This is a genomic window from Pseudomonas sp. 3296, from assembly GCF_031456615.1.
In the GTDB taxonomy this organism is placed as follows: Bacteria; Pseudomonadota; Gammaproteobacteria; order Pseudomonadales; family Pseudomonadaceae; genus Aquipseudomonas; species Aquipseudomonas mucoides.
Genome location: NZ_JAVDUY010000009.1, coordinates 142,199 through 164,477, shown reverse-complemented (window position 1 = coordinate 164,477; position 22,279 = coordinate 142,199). Strand labels below are relative to the sequence as shown.

The following is a 22,279-nucleotide window of genomic DNA, read 5'->3' as shown; positions in this document are numbered from 1 at the left end:
TAGTGGCTATAGGGTCAACCAAAAACATCGCTGCTGTGCCTTTAAACCGGCCCTATGCGACGGCTTGTCGCAGTGCGTGTGTCCAGGATTTCATCCGCTGCATGAGAACTTAGTTTGGGCAAGTACTGTTCGGCGGATAACCACCGAGCATTTGTTTCTGTGTATTGCGATGTTGATTTTTGTACTTTGCATGCTAGAGCAAAACAACTTGCCAGAACCGTGGATAACGGATTTGTAATGTTCCAGTCACCTTGTCGATAAGTTCAGAACTTTACCGTGGCGGCACCGAAGATTCTTGATTTAAGGAAGTATGCCATTGCCCGGTTTAAGAGAACTGACGGCGCGATCACGCCTGAAAAAAACGCGGCGGGTGGTGAGTGCCACCTGTTTTTTATGGCTGGCCGGTCCAGGTTTCGCAGCGGACTTGCCCGGCTCGACGCTGACGCTGGATCAGGCCCTGCAAACGGCGTTCGCCGGCAACCCTGACCTGGCGGCAGCGCAGTGGGAAATCGGCATCGCCCAAGGGGACCGACAGCAGGCCGGCTTGATTCCCAACCCCGAAGTGTCGTGGGAGGCTGAAGACACCCGGCGCGATTCGCGCACCACCACGGTGATGCTCAGCCAGCCGATTGAACTGGGTGGCAAGCGCGGCGCACGTATCGAGGTTGCCAGCCGTGCGCAGGACGCCGCCGGAATCGAGCTGGAGCGCCAGCGCAATGCCTTGCGTGCCGATGTGATCCAGGCGTTTACCGGCGCCCAGACCGCCCGGCAGCGGTTGCAGTTGTCCCGTCAGTCGCTGCAACTCGCCGAGCAGGGTGTGCGCGTGGCGCAAGGGCGTATCGAGGCGGGCAAATCGTCACCGGTCGAAGGCACGCGGGCGCAGGTGCAATTGTCGGAAGTGCGGCTGGAGGTGAGCCGGTCCGAACGCGATCAGAGCAATGCCTATCAGCAATTGGCGCAGGTCATGGGCTCACCGCTGCCGACCTCGGTGAATGTGCAGGCCGCTCCTCAAGGCATGCCCGCCGTACCGCCGCCGACCCGGTTGCTCGAACGCCTGAACGAAACCGCCGAGCTGCGGCTGGCCAAATTGCAGATCGATCAGCGTGAAGCTTCTTTGGGGCTGGAGAAAGCACAGCGGATGCCCGATCTGACCGTCAGTGTCGGCAGCCAGTACAGCGAAACGGAGCGCGAGCGAGTGAACGTGGTGGGGCTGTCGATGCCGATTCCGCTGTTCAACCGCAATCAGGGCAACGTGCTGGCCGCCGCGCGCCGCGCTGATCAGGCGCGGGACCTGCGCAATGCCACCGAGCTGCGCTTGCGCACCGAAATCCAGACCACCCTGGAGCAATGGCAGACCGCCAACGGCGAAGTCAACGCGTTCAACCAGACCATCCTGCCCGCCGCGCAAAGTGCCGTCGACAGCGCCACCCGCGGTTTCGAAATGGGCAAGTTCGGCTTCCTCGACGTGCTCGATGCCCAGCGCACCTTGATCAGTGCCCGCACCCAATACATCCAGGCCGTTGCCGAGGCGACGGACGCTCGGGTGCGCATCGAACGCATTTTTGGCGATCTGGCCGTCAGCCCTTGAATTTCACCTTTTACCTGACTGCGCGATGGTCTGACGCAGAGGAGTTTCCATGGATAAAAAACTGATTGTTGTCGCTGCAGCGACGTTGGCACTGGGCATTGGCATCGGTTCGATGTGGACGGGCAATGCCTCCATCGACGCCCATGCCGATGAGGCGGCGGAACATGCCGGCCACGCCGAAGCAGGCGCCGCTGCCGATGGCGAACAGGCCGAAGGCGAAGAAGGCCACCTGACGTTGAGCGCCGAGCAAATGGCTACAGCGGGCATTCAATTGGCCGAAGCCGGGGCGCAGAACATCAGCCTCGGTTTGTCGTTTCCCGGCGAAGTACGCTTCGACGAAGACCGCACCGCCCACGTTGTGCCACGCGTGCCGGGGGTGGTCGAGTCGGTGTCGGTCAATCTCGGGCAGCCGGTGAAAAAGGGGCAGTTGCTGGCGGTGATCGCCAGTCAGCAGATCTCCGATCAACGCAGTGAGCAGGCTGCCGCACAGCGGCGCCTGACATTGGCGCGCACCACTTACGAGCGCGAGAAGCAGTTGTGGCAGGACAAGATTTCCGCCGAGCAGGATTTCCTTCAGGCGCGCCAGGCGCTGGAGGAAGCCGAAATCGCCCTGAACAATGCCCGGCAGAAGATCAGCGTGCTCAGCGGCAGCGTGGTCGCCACCGGCGGTAATCGCTATGAGTTGCGCGCGCCGTTCGATGGCGTGGTGGTGGAAAAACACCTGACGCCGGGGGAGGTGGTTGACGAAACCACGGCGGCTTTCACGCTCTCGGATCTGTCGCGGGTGTGGGTGACCTTCGGCGTGTCGCCCAAGGACTTGAACCAGGTGCAAGTGGGCAAAACAGTCACCGTCAGCGCCCCGGAATTGAACGCCGAAGTCGTCGGCACCGTGGCTTTCGTCGGCAGCTTGCTCGGCGAACAGACGCGTACCGCGACGGTCCGCGTCACTCTGCAGAACCCGCAAGGCTCCTGGCGTCCGGGGCTGTTCGTCGCTGCCCGGGTCGCCACCGACAGCCGCCAGGCCAAGGTCGTCATCCCGGAAACCGCGATCCAGACGGTCGAGGACAAACCCACGGTGTTCGTGCGCACCGACGACGGCTTCAAGGCACAAGCGGTGGAGCTGGGCAGTCGCGCGGCCGGTCAGGTGGAAATCACCCAGGGGCTGGAGCCGGGCGTGCAGGTCGCTGCTGCCGGCAGCTTCATCCTCAAATCGGAACTGGGCAAAGCCTCGGCTGAGCACGCTCACTAAAGACGCTCACCGCAGACAGTGACTGAAGACTCCCACCGATACGCCCCCTCGACGAGAAGGTTCTCATGTTCGAACGCCTGATCCAGTTTGCCATCGAGCAGCGCATCATCGTGCTGCTCGCCGTTTTGCTCATGGCCGGCCTCGGCATCGCCAGTTATCAAAAACTGCCGATCGACGCCGTGCCGGATATCACCAACGTCCAGGTGCAAATCAACACCGGCGCCGCCGGGTTCTCACCGCTGGAAACCGAGCAGCGCATCACCTTCCCGATTGAAACCGCGATGGCTGGTTTGCCGGCGCTGGAGCAGACCCGTTCACTGTCGCGCTCGGGGCTGTCGCAGGTCACGGTGATCTTCAAGGACGGCACCGACCTGTTCTTCGCCCGGCAACTGGTCAACGAGCGATTGCAGATCGCCAGGGAACAATTGCCCGAGGGCGCGGAGGCGGTGATGGGGCCGATTTCCACCGGTCTCGGCGAGATTTTCCTGTGGACGGTGGAAGCGCAGGACGGGGCGTTGAAGGACGACGGCACGCCGTACACGCCGACCGATCTGCGGGTGATTCAGGACTGGATCATCAAGCCGCAATTGCGCAACGTGCCGGGTGTCGCCGAGATCAACACCATCGGCGGCTTCTCCAAGGAATACCAGATTGCTCCCGATCCGAAACGGCTGGCGGCTTACAAGTTGACCCTCACCGATCTGGTCACGGCGCTGGAGCGCAACAACGCCAACGTCGGTGCCGGTTACATCGAACGCAGCGGCGAGCAATTGTTGATTCGTGCGCCGGGGCAAGTGGCGAGCACCGAGGACATCGCCAACATTGTCATGGCCAATGTCGACGGCACGCCGATCCGGGTGAAGAACGTCGCGAACGTGGACATCGGCCGCGAATTGCGCAGTGGTGCCGCCACCGAAAACGGTCGCGAAGTGGTGCTGGGCACGGTGTTCATGCTGATCGGCGAAAACAGCCGAACCGTCTCGCAAGCGGTTGCCGGCAAGCTTGAACAGATCAACAAATCCCTGCCCAAAGGCGTGATCGCGGTGCCGGTGTACGACCGCACGCACCTGGTGAACAAAGCCATCGCCACGGTGAAGAAAAACCTGGTTGAAGGCGCGATTCTGGTGATCGCGATTCTGTTCCTGTTTCTCGGCAACATCCGCGCGGCGCTGATTACCGCGATGGTGATTCCGCTGTCGATGCTCTTCACCTTCTCCGGCATGTTCAGCAACAAGGTCAGCGCCAACCTGATGAGTCTTGGCGCCCTGGACTTCGGGATCATCGTCGATGGCGCCGTGGTGATCGTTGAAAACACCTTGCGACGTCTGGCCCATGCGCAGCAGCATCACGGGCGATTGCTGACCCGTTCCGAACGGTTTCATGAAGTGTTTGCAGCCGCCAAAGAAGCGCGGCGTCCGCTGATTTTCGGCCAGTTGATCATCATGGTTGTGTACCTGCCGATCTTCGCCTTGAGCGGTGTCGAAGGGAAAATGTTCCACCCGATGGCGTTCACCGTGGTCATTGCGTTGTTGGGCGCCATGCTGTTGTCGGTGACGTTTGTTCCGGCAGCCATTGCGCTGTTCGTGACCGGTAAGGTCAAGGAAGAGGAGGGTGTGGTCATGCGCGGCGCGCGCCAGGTTTATGCGCCGGCGTTGGCCTGGGTGATGAGCCATCGGGCGCTGGCCGTGGGCATGGCCTTGGGCGTGATTGCGCTCAGCGGGGTCATGACCAGCCGCATGGGCAGCGAGTTTGTACCCAGCCTCAGCGAAGGTGACTTTGCCCTGCAAGCCCTGCGCGTGCCAGGCACCAGCCTCACCCAGTCGGTCGACATGCAGCAGCGTCTGGAAACCCTGATCCTTGGCAAAGTGCCGGAAGTCGAGCGTGTGTTCGCCCGCACTGGCACCGCCGAAATCGCTTCCGACCCGATGCCGCCAAACATCTCCGACAGCTACGTGATGCTCAAGCCGAAAGAGCAGTGGCCGGACCCCGGCAAGTCCCGTGAAACCCTCATGGCCGAACTGCAACAAGCCGCCGCGACGTTGCCGGGCAGCAACTATGAACTGTCGCAGCCGATCCAGTTGCGCTTCAACGAACTGATTTCCGGCGTGCGCAGCGACGTGGCGGTCAAGGTGTTCGGCGACGACATGGGTGTGCTCAACGCCACGGCGGCGAAGGTGGCCGCAGCGTTGCAGAAGGTCGATGGCGCCTCCGAGGTCAAGGTTGAACAAACCACCGGCCTGCCGGTGCTGACCATCAACATCGACCGCGACAAGGCCGCGCGTTATGGCCTCAACGTGGGCGATGTGCAGGACACCATTGCGGTGGCGGTCGGCGGGCGCAAGGTCGGGACGCTGTACGAAGGCGACCGGCGTTTTGACATGGTGGTGCGCCTGTCCGATGCCATGCGCAAGGACATCGACGGCCTGTCGGCGCTGCTGATCCCGGTGCCGGCGCTGCTCAATGGCGCGGCCGGTCAGATTGGCTTTATCGCGCTCAAGGACGTCGCCAGCCTCGACCTGGTGCTCGGACCCAATCAGGTCAGTCGCGAAAATGGCAAACGGCTGGTAATTGTCAGCGCCAACGTGCGTGGGCGCGACATTGGATCGTTCGTCAGAGAGGCGGGCGAGGTGATCGAGCGCGATGTGCAGGTTCCGGCGGGCTACTGGACCAGTTGGGGCGGGCAGTTCGAGCAGTTGCAGTCGGCGGCCAGACGCTTGCAGATCGTGGTGCCGGTGGCGCTGCTGTTGGTGTTCGGCTTGTTGTTCATGATGTTCAACAACCTCAAGGATGGGCTGCTGGTGTTCACCGGGATTCCGTTTGCCTTGACCGGTGGCGTCATGGCGTTGTGGTTGCGGGACATCCCGCTGTCGATCTCGGCTGGCGTCGGATTCATCGCGTTGTCGGGGGTGGCGGTGCTCAACGGCCTGGTGATGATCTCGTTCATCCGCAATTTGCGTGAGGAGGGGCGTTCGCTGTCTGATGCGATCAACGTGGGTGCGCTGACGCGGTTGCGGCCGGTGTTGATGACGGCCCTGGTGGCGTCGCTGGGCTTCATTCCGATGGCGCTGGCGACCGGCACCGGGGCGGAGGTGCAGCGGCCGCTGGCGACGGTAGTGATCGGCGGAATCGTGTCCTCGACCCTCCTCACGTTGCTGATCTTGCCGGCGCTGTACCAGCTCGCCCATCGCAGGGATGAGGACCCCCACTGACCCCTTGTAGAAGCGAGCCTGGCACATAACGGATATGTAATTTGCGCGCCACCGTCACGAAAGGTTCGGATTGTTACCTTGATCCCGTTAGTTAATTAAACGAGGAATCAAAGATGAAACTTGTAAAACTGGGTGCGTTTGCGGCGGCGTTGGTGATGTCTTCTGTGGTCATGGCGGCCGGTGGCGGCGACAGGACATTCGCAAGAATGATGGCGGCCAAAGACCGTTCCGTTGAGCTGTTCGTCGCCAAGGAACAGGCCCGCGACACCGTCGTCATCAATGAAAAGAAGGACGATAAAACCAAAGATTTGTAAGCGTGCCGCACTGGAACAAGCCCGTCATCGAATTCCGGTGATGGGCTTTTTTATGGAGGTAATGAACATGAAATTGATCAAGTTGATGACGTTCGCCAGCGTGATGGCGATATCCCTGAATGTGTTTGCTGAAGGTGGGGGGGATCGCACGTTTGAGCGGGCGCTCAGCGCCAATGCCAAAGCCATGGAACAGTACGCCGCCGACCAGGGTAAAGCCGCGCCGGTGGTGAAGGATTATGCGTACGGGATGACGCTGGACGTGGTGAAAGTGGTCAGTGTGGTGCGCCCGCCAGTGGCTTGCGCTGCGGTGCCGGCCGCAATGACCTATGAGGACTCCAAGGGCCAACTCAACACCCTCAAATACACCGTGGCTGGGGATTGTCCTAGGCGCGAAGGGTAAGGCTTACATTGCGTGTTTCAATTCGCGATGTTTAAGGCTGTGGAAGGCACCCACCGCAGGACGTTGCTGGGCATCGCGCGGGGCGTCATGCTCGGCGAACTGGCGGTGAACAAGGCACTGGAAAACATTGATCCAGTCGGCTAATCACCGCTGACCCCCTGTAGGAGTGAGCCGGCCCGCGATAGCGTTGGGGCAGTCAAAGAACATGCTGGATGAGCCCGCCAAATCCGGGTGCAAAAAAAGGCGCCCCAAAGGACGCCAAAAAATTCACCTCTTACCAAAGGAGCCAGGAGCTTCTAAAGGTGAATGCATATAACCCGGTGAAGTCAGAGAATCGCCAGTGGGTACTCGACTATTACCCGCACTTCATCCAGATCCGATTCATATGCAGTGGCGCGGGTATTGGCCTGGCGCAGGCGCAATGACAGGTCTTTGAGCGAGCCGGTCTGCACCACGTATTTGATTTCGATGTCGCGTTCCCAGCGCTTCTGGTCGGTCAGCGGATTGCCGTCGGCATCGCGACGCATGTACACCGCGTTGGCGTTGGAATAGTCGGCGTCGGTGCCACGGGCGTAGCGGGTCATGAACGACAATCCCGGCACGCCATAGGTCGTCATGTCGAGGTCGTAACGCACCATCCACGAACGTTCCTTGGGCGAGTTGAAGTCGCTGTACTGGATGGAGTTGTCGAGGAAGATCGAGTCGGACTGGCGCAGGTAGTCGAAGTCGTCATTACCGTTGTTGCGCTGGTGCGACAACGCCACGGAATGCGCACCGAATTTGACGCCAGCCCGGCCGCTCCAGATGTTGTTGTCGAACTGGCCGAGCAACTGTTTACCTTCATCGACTGCCTTGTAATAGTTGAGACCGCCAAACAACGACAGGTCGTCCGACAGCGGATACGTCCACGCGGTGCCGGCGTAATACTGATTCCAGGCATCCTTGAGGCGGCTGGAGTACAGGCTGACGCTGAGGTTCTTGTTCAGCGCATAGTCACCGCCACCGTAAGCGATCCACGGTGAATTGACCGGGCCGGCGTAAAACGTCGCGAAGTTTTCGCGCATGTCACTGGACACCGGTTGACTCATCGCATGCAGGCGTCCGCCCTGAACCGACAATCCCTCGAGGCTGGTGTTGGTCGCCGTGACGCCGCGAAAGCTTTCCGGCAGCAATCGTGAATCACCTGCTGCGACGACCGGGGCGGCCGGGAACACATCACCGACCTTGACTACCGTATCGAAGGCCCGGATTTTGGCGGCGCCTCCGACCTTGGTGTATTCATCCCGCGCTTCGCCTTCACTGTTGACCGGCAGCACGTCGAACGAACTGCGGCCACCGTTGCGGCCGTCACCGGTATCGAGCTTCAGGCCAATCATTGCAAATGCATCAACACCGACTCCGACGGTGCCTTGAGTAAACCCGGATTCGAACTTGCTGATGATGGCTTGGGCCCAGGCCTCGGAATATCCATTGCCGGTAGGGCTCGACTGGCCATGGCGGTAATCCCGATTGAAGTAGAAGTTGCGGTTGAGCACCGTCAGGCTGCTGCCTTCGATAAACCCCTCGGCCTTATCTTCCGCCAGGACCATGGACGGCCCTGAGCCGACCACTACAGCCAACGCGGCCATCGAGATTTTTGTATTGTTAACCATCAGTCACTCCTTGGGATCGGCAGAACGGGAACGTGCATCGGCGTGGGTTTTATTGTTCGGCGGGCATCGGCCCGCCGGCATGGTCGCCGGGTCACATCGTTGCAAGCTGCGGATAACGCTAGGGTGATGAGGGCATTACAATTTCGTCATGTCGCAGGCGCCTGCGCATACGCGCGTTTCAACGACAGGTGCACGGCTTTCAATACCGGCAACTCGAATGCGTTGTGCCCGGCGTGTAGCAGGCGGCAGTGAATGGGCTGGCGCTCGCGCAACCAGCGCAGGCTGGACAGACCGAAGGTGTCTTTGACGCCTTGTATCACCAGGGTGTCGGCGTTGAGCGAGAGGTTTTCGTCATCCACGCTGAAGAAGTACCGGTTGACGTGGTAGTGCAATTCCAGGCGGATGCCGCGCACGGCGTCGTCATCTACGAAGTCTTCGAGTGCACCAGGGGGCATCGATTGTCCGTTCAATTGCAACGCCGCCCGCAACCAGTGAAGCGCCGCATGACGCTGCTGTGTTGAACAGCCGTTGTTCAGGGCCTGGTAGATCGCCTCCGCACTGGCGGCGCAGGTTTCATGAGGCATTGCCGACAAGCCGTCACTCAGGGCTTTATCGTAGGCACTTACATTGGCCGCAAACGGCACGAACACAGAGACCAACGTGGTTTTCAGAACAGCCTCTGGATGGCGTTGTTGGTACTGGATGGCCAGCCAGGTTCCCCAGGAGACGCCGAGCAGGCTGATTTTTTCGAAGCCCAGGTGCTGGCGCAGGGCTTCGATGTCTTGGACACAAAGCCAGGTATTGTTGTGCTGGAGTTCGCCTTGGGGAAGGGAGCGTCCGCAGCCACGCTGGTCGAACAGAATGATGTCGAAACAACGCTCATCGAAAAACTCCAGGTGATGGCGGTTGCTGCGACCACCCGGTCCGCCATGCAGAAAAAATATCGGTTCGCCACCTGGCGTACCGTATCGCTCCCAATAGAGATGATGGCCGTCGTCTGTCGGGTAGTAGCCGTTTCTGACCATCAGAGGGGCATCCTCAGCCGGTAAAACTGAAACAGTTCCGTGTGGCCTGGACGGGCCGCAACGCAGGACATCAGCTCAAGCTTGAGCAACTGCGCCATGTAAGGCACCGCGATCAACACCGGTGTATGGCCGAAAAGAAGAAGGGTACCTCCCGGCTTAACGCATGCCGCCAACTCGCGGAACGCTTTCTGTGCGTCCTCGCGCGTCATCACTTCGGCATTGAGGAAACGCAGTATCAGCACATCGCATGTGATGCCGGCTGTTGCGACGTTGCGGGCGTCGGCACAGTAGAACCGCACGGGTGACGTGCCGTGACGTGTTTTGGCATGTTCGATCATCGACGCTGCGCGATCAGAGCCCAGACACTGACGGTCCGGGAGTTCGGTGGCCAGGTGCGCGATGAATTCGCCCGTCGAACACGCCGGATCAAGGATCACTGCTCCAGGATCTGACAGGGTCTTGAGCAGGCTTGCGCAATACTCGCGAAAATGTGTTTCGTCGGCATTCAACTGTGTGGCGAGTGACTCGTTGCACTGCCAATACTCGGGCGGGCATACCGATTCAACACCCCTGTCATCCATGGCCGGAAACGGGAAACGCACTTCGCCGTCAGGTTGCGCCACTGCGTTGGTGAACGCCGTTTCCTTCTCCTGCAAAGACACCGCACGGAAATAGATCACTGCGCCTTGATTGCCCCACTGCCATTCAGCCAACGGCCCGAGCAGCATCCAGGGCTGGAGCAGGCTGCTGATGTGCCAGCCGTCAGTGTCGCGGTGTTGCAGGACTTTGCGACCGACCCAATCGTTGCCGTTCACGCGTAAAACGAACAGATGGTGCAGGCCCGGGCCGAAGGGTTCGATGTGGACATCGAGTTCGTCTGGCATTGCTTTGCGATGGGCGAAGGCATGAGTGAGGTGGCGCTCTCGACGAAAGGCAGGGGTCATGCTGCCACTTCCTGATGTTTTTGCAGGCGCCGTCCGCGTGCCTGCGGGATCACTACATTGCCACTGGATATCACGAAAAACCGTTCCAGCCCCGGAATGACCACATTCACCAGCGTGGTCCCCAGTTGGGTCTGATGCAGCTGGGTTACCCCGAGCGTGCGCCCATGCCGCTGCAGGTCGTTGGCCAGCAAGTTGATTTGCTCCGCCAACGGGCGCTCATTGACCGCGTCGGGTAATTGAACCGTGAGTTGCTCGCACAGACTCAGCAGTGGAGACAGATCGAATTGCAGGCAGCGAAGCAGGCGCGGAAATTTGCTCAGGTGCCGTTGCGCGTTACTCAGGAAATACTGCAGTTCTGGCTCCGAGGCGGTGTGATGCAGCTGGACGAGTTCGGTCAACGCCCGCCATGCGCCATGCCGGGGGCTGATCGAGCAACCGCTCCCGAACACGTTGGGGTGGGTGCCAGGTACGGTAGAGAAAGCCAGGAACGTGTGTGGCAGGAATTCGGTGCTGATGTCGACCAGGGCGATTTCTGCTCCGATCTCCGATTCGGCATCTCGCCATAATCGGCCCAGTTCTTCGTCATCCGTCACTCGAGCGACCCGGCGCAGCGCTGGCTGGTTTTCGTAGTAAAAATGTTCCAGCAGAAACAACGAGACCGCATCGCGTTCGATGCATTCATTGGCGGCATGCAAGACGGCTTCGTTGTAACTGGCGCCAATGGCTGTTCCACTGTTAGAGGCGTAACGTCGCAACACACCGTAGTATGTTGTGTCTTGTTTCAGTGGGTTGGATGAATAGTCGGGAGTGCATAAAGCAACCGGGTAATAGAATGAAGTTTGTTTGAAAACGTCCGAATAAGTTCTGCAGGCTGTCAATGCGTTGTTTTGTTCGATCAGGGGTGAAAGGACGGTGTCATCGATAAATAATTCAGACTCGGCAAAATAACACGGGGCGATGCAATCAATGTCGGACGTATTGAAGTGATCGCTTAAATAATGCTCCAGTGTTTCGTAAAGCGCTCCAACATGGGCGTGAGGCTGATAACCCTTGCCCGCCCCCCGGGCGATGACGCGCTGGTTGCCGGAACTGGCACAGACCTGCACCGCGACGATCTGTTGGCCTAATACGCGGGGCTCGGCGCGAAGTCCCAGATTCTCCAGTTCGGCGTAAATCCGTTCTTCGGCCTGCGCAAGGGGGAGGTCTCGTTCAGCAGGTGTGAAACTGTCCATGGTTTGCTCCCTTGAAAAACGGGGGGCATTTGCCCCCCCGTTTTTTTAAACGGCTTCCAGTTCGGCCTGTTCAGTCTCGGTCAGTTGCAGTTCTTCAATTTGCTCTGCAGTAGGGGCGTCCTGTTGTTCAAGGTCGATGACCTTGTTGGCGTTCCAGCTTACGAGATAACCCATGTTTAGACTCTCTTTGTTGTTGGTTGGTGAGTGTGCCAAATCAAGCACGAAGCCACTGTATGAGTTGGAAATTGATCGGTCAAAAATGTCTGAAAGTTTCAGTGTTGTTATTGTCGCTGTAATGAAATAAGTGCACATCAATCGGCGATTGACGATGGTGATACGTAAATAGGGATGGAGCCCGGGTTGATGATGCATTCGCGTCCGCAATTGGGTCGAATGCCCTGAGGGAAAGTTCAGCCCGTTTAGTACGGTAAATCGCAACAATTAGCGGATTAACAATTTTTTCTGGATGGGCGTAGAGACTTTTCCTATCGTGTTTGAAGTCTCTTCAGACAGCCGTACCAAATCCCACAAACGCAAAAACGGCACCCGAAGGTGCCGTTTCTGTTTTCGACCGGGTGTCGCTTAAGCGATCAACCCGCCAAGCCGGCCTGTTGAACCAGGACCAGCAATGGCTGCGGGTAAACGCCGAGAAAGAACGCCACCACAGCGATAGCCAGCAGCATCACGCCGCCTGCACGTTGTTCCCAGTGCAGTTGCGCATCGTGGCGACGCAGGTTCGGCTCGATCAGGTACAAAGTGACCATCACACGCAGGTAGTAGAACACGCCGATGGCGCTGCCCAGTACCAGGGAACCGACCAGCCACCATTGATGCGATTCGACACCGGTGGCGATGATGTAGAACTTGCCGATGAAGCCCGCGGTCAGCGGGATACCGGCCAGGGACAACATCATCACGGTCAGTACGGCGGTCAGGTACGGACGGCGCCAGAACAGGCCGCGGTATTCGTACAGGGCGTCTGCGTCACGGCCGTTGTACGGCGAGGACATCAGCGTGATCACGCCGAACGCGCCGAGGCTGGTGATCACGTAGGTGACCAGGTACACGCCGATGGCTTCCACGGCCAGACCTTTGCTCGCGACCAGGGCAATCAGCAGGTAGCCGAAGTGGGCGATGGACGAGTAACCCAGCAGACGCTTGAGGTTGCTCTGGGTCAGTGCCAGCAGGTTACCGAACAGGATCGACGCGATGGCGATGATGGTCAGTACGTCGCTCAGCACACCACTGCTTGCCGCCGGAGAGATCTGGAACAGACGCACCATCACCGCGAACACCGCGACTTTGGAGGCGGTTGCCAGGAACGCAGCCACCGGTGCCGGAGCACCTTCGTACACGTCCGGGGTCCAGAGGTGGAACGGTACCAGCGACAGCTTGAACGCCAGACCGATCAGCATCATGCCCAGGCCCAGTTGCGCCAGCGAGCTTGGCAGGCCCGTGGCGGCCAGCGCCTGGCCGATACCGACGAAGCTCAGGCTGCCCGAATCGGCGTACAGCAGGGCCATACCGAACAACAGGAACGCAGAACCGGCGGCCGACAGCACCATGTACTTGATACCGGCTTCCAGCGAACGCTTGTTGAAGAAGGCGTAGGCCACCAGACCGTAGACCGGCACCGACAGCAGTTCCAGACCGATGAACAACCCGGCCAGGTGCTGCGCGCTGACCAGAACCAGGCCACCGGCGGCGGACATCAGGATCAGCAGGTACAGTTCTTCACGGTTGCCCGGGTAACCCGAACCGCCATCGCCGAGGTAGGCGTGGGCGAGGGTCACACAAGCGAGGGTGGCGACCAGGATCAGCGCCATGTACAAGCAGGCAAAGCTATCGATTTGCAGCAACGGGGTCACGGCCAATGGCGCGACTTTCAGGGCTGGCAGGATCGACAGCAACGCGAGGTTCAGGCCCGCCACGGAAATCAGGAAGGTCTGCGAGTGGTTGCGGCGCCAGGCAATCGCCAGCATCACCACGATGATCGTGGCGCTGGTGATCAACAACGGCGCTAGCGCGATAAAGTGTTGAGTCGTGAATTCCATAGCGCTCTTACCGGGCCGAAGCGAGTTGAGTGAAGGCGGAGCCGAGCCACTGCTGCACGCCATGCATCGTCGCGGCAGAGGTGTCGAGGAACGGTTGCGGGTACACGCCGATGTAAATCAGCAGCGCCGCCAGACCGACCACCATGATCAGTTCGCGACCATCCATGCCATGCAGCACCGCGTCCGACTTGGACGGGCCGAAGTAGGCACGGTGGATCATGATCAGCGAGTAGACCGAACCGAACACCAGGCCCGACGTTGCGATCGCAGTGATCCACGGCGCCGCGGCGAAGGTGCCGATCAGGATCAGGAACTCGCCGACGAAGTTACCGGTACCCGGCAAGCCCAGGGACGCCGCAGCGAAGAACAGGCTGATGGCTGGCAGGTAAGCAATCTTCGACCACAGGCCCCCCATTTCACGCATGTCGCGGGTGTGGGTGCGCTCGTACAACTGACCGCTGAGGATAAAGAGTGCCGCCGCCGACAGACCATGCGCCAGCATCTGCATCACCGCGCCCTGCAGCGCCAGTTGGCTGCCGGAATAAATGCCGATCAACACGAAGCCCATGTGGGAAACGGAGGAGTAGGCGATCAGACGCTTGATGTCGGTCTGGGCGAAGGCCAGGAACGCACCGTAGAAGATCCCGATCAGACCCAGGGTCATGGCAATCGGCGCGAACTCGGCCGAGGCATTCGGGAACAGCGGCAGGGCGAAACGCAGCAGACCGTAAGCCGCCGTCTTCAACAAGATACCGGCCAGGTCGACCGAACCTGCGGTTGGCGCCTGGGCGTGAGCGTCAGGCAACCACGAGTGGAACGGTACGACCGGCAGCTTCACCGCGAAGGCGATGAAGAAACCGAGCATCAGAATGTACTCGGTGGTCATCGACATCTTGGTCTTCAACAGGTCGGCGTAGTTGAAGGTAATCACGCCGGTGTTGTTGAAGTTGACCAGCACCAGACCCAGGATCGCCACCAACATGATCAGGCCGGACGCCTGAGTGAAGATGAAGAACTTGGTCGCCGCGTAGATCCGGGTTTTCTTGCCGTCCGAAGAACTGTGACCCCAGAGCGCGATGAGGAAGTACATCGGCACCAGCATCATTTCCCAGAAGAAGAAGAACATGAACAGATCGAGGGCGAGGAACACGCCGACGACACCGCCCAGGATCCACATCAGGTTCAGGTGGAAGAAGCCAACGTGACGTTGAATCTCTTTCCACGAGCACAGGACCGAGAGGATACCCAGCAGACCGGTCAGCAGGATCATCAGCAGCGACAGGCCGTCGAGGGCCAGGTGCACGCTGATGCCGAAACGCTGGATCCAGATGTGCTTGAATTCAAGCGCCCAGGTCGGATCGGCGCCAGGCGCCGGAGCAAATGAATAGTTACCGTGGGCCCACAGCCAGAGGCCGAGTGCGAGTTCCAGGGTCATGGTCAACAGCGCAATCCAGCGGGGGAGGGTGGCGCCGAAGCGCTCACCCATCCAGCACAGCAGGCCGCCGATGAAGGGGATCAGGATTAGCCAAGGCAGAATCATGACGGGCTCAATTCCTTTCGCAAGTTCGCAAGGTTCATATTCAGACCGCTACCAGCACGATGGCGCCGATGACCAGCACGGAGCCGGCTGCCATCGAGGCCGCGTACCAACGCAGTTGACCGGTTTCGGTACGGCTCAGGGCGGTGTGGCCGCCTTTGGCCATACGCGGGATCAGACCGATAGTCTGGTCGAGCGGGTCTCTGCGCAGTACGTGGCTGATCGCAAGGTATGGCTTGACGAACAGTTTGTCGTAGATCCAGTCGAAGCCCCAGGCAGCGAACCACCAGGCCGAAAGGAAGCGGCCGATGCCGCTGTTGGCGATAGCAGTGACGAAACGACGCTTGCCGAGGAACAGCAGCGCGGCCAGCAGGATACCGGCCAGGGCGATGGCGCCCGAGGCGATTTCCAGACTGTGCTTGGCTTCGCCGCCGGCATGGCCGACGCTTTCCGGCAGCACGCCGTGCAGTGGCGGAACGATCATGGCGCCGACGAAGGTCGACAGCACGATCAGCACCGACAGTGGCAGCCAGTGAGCGATACCGTGACCGGCGTGCGCTTCGGTCTTCGCTTCACCGTGGAAGGCGATGAAGATCAGGCGGAAGGTGTACAGCGAGGTCATGAACGCGCCGACCAGACCTGCGTACAGCAGACCGTGATTGCCGCTGGCGAACGCTTCCCAGAGGATCTCGTCCTTGGAGTAGAAGCCTGCAGTCACCAGTGGCAGGGCAGACAGTGCCGCGCCGCCGACGATGAAGCTGGTGTAGGCCAGCGGCAGTTTCTTCCACAGGCCGCCCATTTTGAAGATGTTCTGCTCGTGGTGGCAGGCAACGATCACCGCACCGGAGGCAAGGAACAGCAGCGCCTTGAAGAAGGCGTGGGTCATCAGGTGGAAGATCGCGCCTTCCCATGCGCCAACGCCCAGTGCCAGGAACATGTAGCCGATCTGGCTCATGGTCGAGTAGGCGAGGATACGTTTGATGTCGGTCTGAACCAGTGCCGCGAAACCGGCGAGCACCAGGGTCACGCCGCCGACGATGCCGACGAGGTGCAGGATGTCCGGCGCCAACGCAAACAGGCCGTGGGTACGGGCGATCAGGTAAACACCAGCGGTCACCATGGTTGCGGCGTGGATCAGTGCCGAAACCGGAGTAGGACCGGCCATCGCATCCGCCAGCCAGGTTTGCAGCGGCAGTTGCGCGGATTTACCGACAGCGCCGCCCAGCAGCATCAGGGTCGCCAGAACGATCCAGAAGTCGCCGACCTTGAAGTGCTCAGGTGCCTTGACCAGCAACTCCTGGATGTTCAGCGTGCCCAACTGTTGGAACAGGATGAACAGGCCGATGGCCATGAACACGTCGCCGATGCGGGTGACGATAAAGGCTTTGAGTGCCGCGTTACCGTTGTTGCGGTTGCTGTAGTAGAAACCGATCAACAGGTACGAGCACAGGCCCACGCCTTCCCAGCCGAAGTACAGGAACAACAGGTTATCGCCCAGGACCAGGAACAGCATGCTGGCGATGAACAGGTTGGTGTAGGCGAAGAAGCGTGAGTAACCGGCTTCACCGCGCATGTACCAGGACGCGAACAGGTGGATCAGGAAGCCGACGCCGACGACCACACCGAGCATGGTGACCGACAGGCCATCCAGATACAGCGCGAAGTTCGGCGTAAAGCCTTCAACCGCCATCCACTGCCACAACACCTGGGTGTAGTGACCGCCCTCAGGCGGGGCGACGTTGAATTGCCAGATCACGTAAGCCGTGACGATGGCCGACAGACCGATGGAACCGACGCCGATCAGCGCCGACAGGTTTTCCGAGAGTCGCCCGCGTGAGAACGCCAGCAGCAGGAAACCTATGAGAGGGAATACGAAAGTCAGATAGAGAAGATTCATCCGCGCATCTCGCTGGCAGCGTCGATATCGAGAGTGTGGAAGCGGCGATACAGCTGCAACAGGATCGCCAGGCCAATACTGGCCTCGGCGGCTGCCAGGCTGATCACCAGGATGAACATGATCTGTCCATCCGGCTGCGCCCAGCGGCTACCGGCAACGATGAACGCCAGTGCGGAGGCATTCATCATGACCTCCAGGCTCATCAGCACGAAAAGGATGTTGCGGCGGACCATCAGGCCGACCAGACCGAGGCAGAACAGGATGCCGGCGACCGCCAGACCATGCTCCATAGGGATAGCAGGCATCGTCATTGCTCCTTGGCTTCGTTGCGGCCCAAGTGGAACGCCGTGACGGCTGCAGCGAGCAGCAGCATCGAGGCGAGTTCGACCACCAGCAGGTACGGACCGAACAGGCTGATGCCCACGGCCTTGGCGTCTACGGTGGTGTGGCCGATGGCCTGGCCGCTCTGATGAGCGAACAGGACGTACAGCAGTTCAGCCAGCAGCAGGGCGCCGAGTACCACCGGGCCGAGCCAGATGCCGGGCTTGAGCCAGACGCGCTCTTGCTGAACCGAGGCGGGCCCCAGGTTCAGCATCATCACCACGAACACGAACAGCACCATGATGGCGCCAGCGTAGGCGATCACTTCCAGGACACCGGCAAACGGTGCGCCGAGGGCGAAGAACGTCATGGCCACGGCGATCAGCGAAATGATCAGGTAGAGCAGGGCGTGCACAGGGTTGGTGTTGGTGATCACGCGAAGCGTGGACACCACAGCGATACCCGATGCGAAATAGAAAGCGAATTCCATCTTTCTTCCTTAAGGCAGCAAGCTCTTCACGTTGATCGGCTGGGCTTCGTTCTGCGCGGAGCCTTTCGGCTTCCCGGCAATCGCCATACCTGCAACACGATAGAAGTTGTAATCAGGGTTTTTGCCGGGGCCGGAGATCAGCAGATCTTCTTTCTCGTACACCAGGTCCTGACGTTTGAACTCGGCCATCTCGAAATCCGGTGTCAGCTGGATTGCGGTGGTCGGGCAGGCTTCCTCGCAGAGGCCGCAAAAGATGCAGCGCGAGAAGTTGATGCGGAAGAAGTCCGGGTACCAGCGACCGTCTTCGGTTTCAGCTTTCTGCAGCGAGATGCAACCCACCGGGCACGCCACGGCGCACAGGTTGCAGGCTACACAACGCTCTTCGCCGTCAGGGTCACGGGTCAGGACGATACGGCCACGGTAGCGCGGCGGCAGGTACACGGCTTCTTCCGGGTACTGCAGCGTGTCGCGCTTGCGGAAGGCGTGGCCGAAGATCATCACCAGGCTGCGAAGCTGGGTGAAGAAGCCATGCACGATGTCAAATATGTACTTCATGATTCTCTATCCTCACTGAGCCGCGACGGCGGGCGTGTTGAGCAACACGATCGCAGCGGTCACCAGCATGTTGACGAGGGTCAGCGGCAGGCAGAACTTCCAGCTGAAATCCATCACTTGGTCATACCGTGGGCGCGGAATCGAAGCGCGCAGCAGGATGAAGATCATGATGAAGAACGCGGTTTTCAGTGCAAACCAGATGAACGGGATCTGCGGCAGGATATCGAACGGACCGTGCCAGCCACCGAAGAACAAGGTCACCAGCAGCGCCGAAATCAGCACGATGCCGATGTACTCACCGACGAAGAACATGCCCCATTTCATGCCGGCGTATTCAATGTGGTAACCGTCGGCCAGTTCCTGTTCCGCTTCCGGCTGGTCGAACGGGTGACGGTGAGTCACGGCGACGCCAGCGATGAAGAAGGTCAGGAAACCGAAGATCTGCGGAATGATGAACCATAGGTGCTGGGCCTGGTAATCAACGATGTCGCGCATGTTGAACGAGCCGACCTGGATCACGATGCCCATCAGCGACAGGCCCATGAACACTTCGTACGACACGGTTTGTGCCGAGGCCCGCAAGCTGCCCAACAGGGCGAACTTGTTGTTACTCGACCAACCGGCGAACAACACCGCGTAGACCGACAGACCGGCCATGGCGAAGAAGAACAGGATACCGATGTTCAGGTCCGCCACACCCCAGGTCGGGGTGATCGGGATGATCGCGAAGGCAATCAGCAGGGCGCTCATGGCCACGACCGGTGCCAACGTGAAGATCATCTTGTCGGCGAACGGCGGGGTCCAGTCTTCCTTGAAGAACATCTTGATCATGTCGGCCGCGATCTGGAACGCGCCGAACGGGCCGACGCGGTTCGGACCGTAACGGTCCTGCCAGAGGGCGAGCAGACGACGCTCGACCCAGCTGAGCAACGCGCCGCACACCACCACGGCGAGGAGGATCACGATGGCCTGGATGACCGAGATGATCACGGCGATCACTTCAGGAGTGAACCAAGTCATTGCGCTGCCTCCTGCAGACCGTCAACGGTTTTGCCAAAGATCGCTGGCGGAATGCCGGCGATGCCCGCAGGCAATGCAACCAGACCGGCACCCAGTTCTTCGTTGATGCGCAGTGGCAGACGCAGGGTCTGGCCAGCGACGTTCAAGCTGAGCATGGCGCCGTTATTGACACCCAGGCGATCGGCTTCGGACTTGGCCAAGGCAACGTAAGCGGCCGGGATGCGTTCCTGAACCGGCGCGGCTTTGGAAGAGGTCTCTTCGCTGCCCAGCAGGTGGAAGAACGGCACAACTTGCCAGGTGCCCGGAGCCGGATTGAACGCACGCGGCACAGCGGCGAACCAGTTCAGCGAGTCACCGGTGCTTTCGATCAGGCGGGTGCCCGGGTCGCCAGCGCGGATGTGACCACCGACTTCGTCCTGGAACTTGTTCCAGGCTTGCGGCGAGTTCCAGCCCGGAGACCAGGCGAATGGCACTTGCTGACGCGGTTCGACCGAGCCCGAGTAACCTTCCATCGAGAAGTTGAACGCGGTGTCGATGTCTTGCGGGGTACGCGGTTCGTGCACGCTGATGTCAGCACGCATGGCGGTGCGACCGGAATAACGCAGCGGTTCGCGGGCCAGTTTCATGCCCTTGATGCGGAACGCGGCGGACGGTGCGGCATCAACGATGCGCGCCAGTTGCGGCGTGCTCGAAGCGACGGCAGCGGTGACGTGGTCCAGTTGGGTCCAGTCGATCGGCTGGTTCAGCAGGGTCGCGCGCAGGGCATGCAGCCAGCGCCAGCCTTCGTGAACCAGAATGCTCGCGTCCATGTACTTCGGATCAAACACCTGGAAGAAGCGCTGGGCGCGGCCTTCCTGGCTGACCAAGGTACCGTCGCCTTCAGCGAAGCTGGCGGCTGGCAGAACCAGGTGTGCGCGATCGCTGGTGGCGGTTTTTTGATGGTCGGCAACGATCACCACTTTCGCGGCGGTCAGGGCGGCATCAACCTTGGCTTTGTCGGTACGGGTGTACAGATCGTTTTCCAGCACGACGATGGCGTCGGCCTTGCCGTCGATCACTGCTTGCAGCGCGGCGTCGACCGAGTCGCCACCGAGCATGGCCAGGCCGAGGCTGTTGGCCTCTGGCACGATCAGGCTGATGGAACCGTTCTTCTCGCGCAGCTTCAGGGCTTTGGCGATGTTCGCAGCAGCTTCGATCAGCGCCTTGGAACCCAACGAGGTGCCGGCAATGATCAATGGACGCTTGGCCGCGAGCAGGGCGTCGGCGATGCGCTTGGCCAGTTCGAGGGCTTCAGCGTCCAGGCCTTCAACGGCGGGAGCGCTGGCGTCGAGGGCGTGAGCCACGGCGAAACCGATGCGGGCCAGGTCGTCCGGTGCTGCGTGAACGCATTCTTCGGCGACGTCGTCGAGTTTGGTTTCAGCCAGGCTGGCGATGAACAGTGGGTTCAGCGCGTGCTGACCGATGTTCTTCACGGCGGCGTCGAGCCAAGGCTGAACGCGCATGGCGTCGGCCATGTCTTCTGCCTTGCCTTTGACCGATTGACGCAGGGACAGGGCCATACGCGCTGCAGTCTGGGTCAGGTCTTCGCCGAGGACGAAAATCGCGTCATGGTCTTCGATGTCGCGCATGTTCGGGATCGGCAGCGGGCTGTCTTTGAGCACCTGCATGACCAGACGGATGCGCTCCAGCTCAGCCGCTTCGATACCGGAGTAGAAGTGCTCGGCGCCGACCAGTTCGCGCAACGCGTAGTTGCTCTCAAGGCTGGCACGCGGCGAACCGATACCGACGATGTTGCGACCGCGCAGCAGGTCAGCGGCTTTATCCAGCGCTTCGTCGAGGCTCAGCTTGGCGCCGTTGGCCAGCAGAGGCTGACGCGGGCGGTCTTCACGGTTGACGTAGCCATAGCCGAAACGGCCACGGTCGCACAGGAAGTACTGGTTGACCGAACCGTTGAAACGGTTTTCGATACGACGCAGTTCACCGTAGCGCTCGCCCGGGGAGATGTTGCAACCGCTGGAGCAGCCATGGCAGATGCTCGGCGAGAACTGCATGTCCCACTTGCGGTTGTAGCGCTCGGAGTGGGTCTTGTCGGTGAACACACCGGTCGGGCAGACCTCGGTGAGGTTGCCGGAGAACTCGCTTTCGAGGGTGCCGTCTTCAACGCGACCGAAGTACACGTTGTCGTGGGCGCCGAATACACCGAGGTCGGTGCCGCCAGCGTAATCCTTATAGAAGCGCACGCAGCGGTAGCAAGCGATGCAGCGGTTCATTTCGTGGGAAATGAACGGGCCCAGTTGCTGGTTCTGGTGGGTGCGCTTGGTGAAGCGGTAACGGCGCTCGTTGTGGCCGGTCATTACCGTCATGTCTTGCAGGTGGCAGTGACCGCCTTCTTCACAGACCGGGCAGTCGTGAGGGTGGTTGGTCATCAGCCATTCGACGACGCTGGCGCGAAACACTTTCGCTTCTTCGTCGTCGATGGAGATCCAGCTGCCGTCGGTGGCGGGGGTCATGCAGGACATGACGATCCGACCACGCTTGTCGTTTTCGTCGGTGTACTGCTTGACCGCGCACTGGCGGCAAGCGCCAACGCTGCCAAGGGCTGGGTGCCAGCAGAAATAAGGGATATCGAGGCCTAGCGACAGACATGCCTGTAACAGGTTGTCTGCCCCATCGACTTCGAGCTCTTTGCCGTCTACGTGGATAGTGGCCATGGTTCAAAGTTCTTCGTTGGCCCGGTGTCAGCGGGCGTGGCTAATGGAATCTTGTTATTCGTCCGAATCCAAACAGCCCAT

19 protein-coding genes are annotated in these 22,279 nt (G+C 60.2%); 6 read left to right on the top strand and 13 right to left on the bottom strand.

Annotation, left to right across the window (positions count from 1 at the left end):
* Positions 1-316 precede the first annotated feature (316 nt).
* The 6 genes from J2X66_RS24530 (at position 317) to J2X66_RS24505 (ending at position 6,904) form a co-directional block, all read left to right on the top strand.
* Positions 317-1,588, top strand: a complete 1,272-nt coding sequence (locus tag J2X66_RS24530; RefSeq protein WP_310269705.1) for a TolC family protein — start codon at positions 317-319, stop codon at positions 1,586-1,588.
* Positions 1,589-1,637: 49 nt separating this feature from the next.
* On the top strand, positions 1,638-2,837 hold the full coding sequence (locus tag J2X66_RS24525; protein ID WP_310269704.1) for an efflux RND transporter periplasmic adaptor subunit: 1,200 nt from the start codon (positions 1,638-1,640) through the stop codon (positions 2,835-2,837).
* Positions 2,838-2,902: 65 nt separating this feature from the next.
* On the top strand, positions 2,903-6,046 hold the full coding sequence (locus tag J2X66_RS24520) for a CusA/CzcA family heavy metal efflux RND transporter (protein WP_310269701.1): 3,144 nt from the start codon (positions 2,903-2,905) through the stop codon (positions 6,044-6,046).
* Between the two features lie 113 nt (positions 6,047-6,159).
* Positions 6,160-6,360 carry a co-regulatory protein PtrA N-terminal domain-containing protein gene (locus J2X66_RS24515; RefSeq protein WP_310269697.1) on the top strand — a complete coding sequence of 67 codons (201 nt, stop codon included), beginning with the start codon at positions 6,160-6,162 and terminating at the stop codon, positions 6,358-6,360.
* 67 nt (positions 6,361-6,427) lie between these two features.
* On the top strand, positions 6,428-6,760 hold the full coding sequence (locus J2X66_RS24510; RefSeq protein ID WP_310269694.1) for a DUF2790 domain-containing protein: 333 nt from the start codon (positions 6,428-6,430) through the stop codon (positions 6,758-6,760).
* Positions 6,761-6,772: 12 nt separating this feature from the next.
* The gene (locus tag J2X66_RS24505) at positions 6,773-6,904 is read left to right on the top strand and encodes a hypothetical protein (protein ID WP_310270282.1); all 132 of its coding nucleotides are present in this window, start codon (positions 6,773-6,775) and stop codon (positions 6,902-6,904) included.
* 182 nt (positions 6,905-7,086) lie between these two features.
* Here J2X66_RS24505 and J2X66_RS24500 read toward each other — a convergent pair whose 3' ends face one another.
* From J2X66_RS24500 to nuoG, 13 genes are all read right to left on the bottom strand, one after another.
* A complete protein-coding gene (locus J2X66_RS24500) occupies positions 7,087-8,412 on the bottom strand; it encodes an OprD family porin (RefSeq protein WP_310269691.1) in 1,326 nt (441 codons plus the stop codon).
* Positions 8,413-8,558: 146 nt separating this feature from the next.
* Positions 8,559-9,437: an alpha/beta fold hydrolase gene (locus J2X66_RS24495; protein WP_310269688.1), complete on the bottom strand. Its 879-nt coding sequence runs from the start codon at positions 9,435-9,437 to the stop codon at positions 8,559-8,561.
* A complete protein-coding gene (locus J2X66_RS24490) occupies positions 9,437-10,381 on the bottom strand; it encodes a class I SAM-dependent methyltransferase (RefSeq protein WP_310269685.1) in 945 nt (314 codons plus the stop codon). Before J2X66_RS24490 ends, J2X66_RS24495 begins: the two co-directional genes overlap by 1 nt.
* Positions 10,378-11,613, bottom strand: a complete 1,236-nt coding sequence (locus J2X66_RS24485; protein WP_310269682.1) for a YcaO-like family protein — start codon at positions 11,611-11,613, stop codon at positions 10,378-10,380. Before J2X66_RS24485 ends, J2X66_RS24490 begins: the two co-directional genes overlap by 4 nt.
* A gap of 45 nt (positions 11,614-11,658) precedes the next feature.
* The gene (locus tag J2X66_RS24480; protein ID WP_256218451.1) at positions 11,659-11,787 is read right to left on the bottom strand and encodes a hypothetical protein; all 129 of its coding nucleotides are present in this window, start codon (positions 11,785-11,787) and stop codon (positions 11,659-11,661) included.
* A 416-nt stretch (positions 11,788-12,203) separates the two neighbouring features.
* Complete coding sequence (gene nuoN / locus J2X66_RS24475) at positions 12,204-13,667, bottom strand: NADH-quinone oxidoreductase subunit NuoN (protein WP_123432260.1); 1,464 nt, start codon at positions 13,665-13,667, stop codon at positions 12,204-12,206.
* Positions 13,668-13,674: 7 nt separating this feature from the next.
* The gene (nuoM, locus tag J2X66_RS24470; RefSeq protein ID WP_027925105.1) at positions 13,675-15,207 is read right to left on the bottom strand and encodes an NADH-quinone oxidoreductase subunit M; all 1,533 of its coding nucleotides are present in this window, start codon (positions 15,205-15,207) and stop codon (positions 13,675-13,677) included.
* Between the two features lie 40 nt (positions 15,208-15,247).
* Positions 15,248-17,101, bottom strand: a complete 1,854-nt coding sequence (gene nuoL, locus J2X66_RS24465) for an NADH-quinone oxidoreductase subunit L (RefSeq protein WP_310269670.1) — start codon at positions 17,099-17,101, stop codon at positions 15,248-15,250.
* On the bottom strand, positions 17,098-17,406 hold the full coding sequence (nuoK, locus tag J2X66_RS24460; protein WP_007946416.1) for an NADH-quinone oxidoreductase subunit NuoK: 309 nt from the start codon (positions 17,404-17,406) through the stop codon (positions 17,098-17,100). The genes nuoL and nuoK overlap by 4 nt, the downstream gene beginning before the upstream one ends.
* 2 nt (positions 17,407-17,408) lie before the next feature.
* Positions 17,409-17,912 carry an NADH-quinone oxidoreductase subunit J gene (gene nuoJ / locus J2X66_RS24455; RefSeq protein WP_310269667.1) on the bottom strand — a complete coding sequence of 168 codons (504 nt, stop codon included), beginning with the start codon at positions 17,910-17,912 and terminating at the stop codon, positions 17,409-17,411.
* Positions 17,913-17,921: 9 nt separating this feature from the next.
* A complete protein-coding gene (nuoI, locus tag J2X66_RS24450; protein WP_007946418.1) occupies positions 17,922-18,467 on the bottom strand; it encodes an NADH-quinone oxidoreductase subunit NuoI in 546 nt (181 codons plus the stop codon).
* A gap of 12 nt (positions 18,468-18,479) precedes the next feature.
* A complete protein-coding gene (gene nuoH, locus J2X66_RS24445; RefSeq protein WP_046032492.1) occupies positions 18,480-19,487 on the bottom strand; it encodes an NADH-quinone oxidoreductase subunit NuoH in 1,008 nt (335 codons plus the stop codon).
* The gene (nuoG, locus tag J2X66_RS24440; protein WP_310269660.1) at positions 19,484-22,198 is read right to left on the bottom strand and encodes an NADH-quinone oxidoreductase subunit NuoG; all 2,715 of its coding nucleotides are present in this window, start codon (positions 22,196-22,198) and stop codon (positions 19,484-19,486) included. Before nuoG ends, nuoH begins: the two co-directional genes overlap by 4 nt.
* Positions 22,199-22,279: the final 81 nt, after the last annotated feature.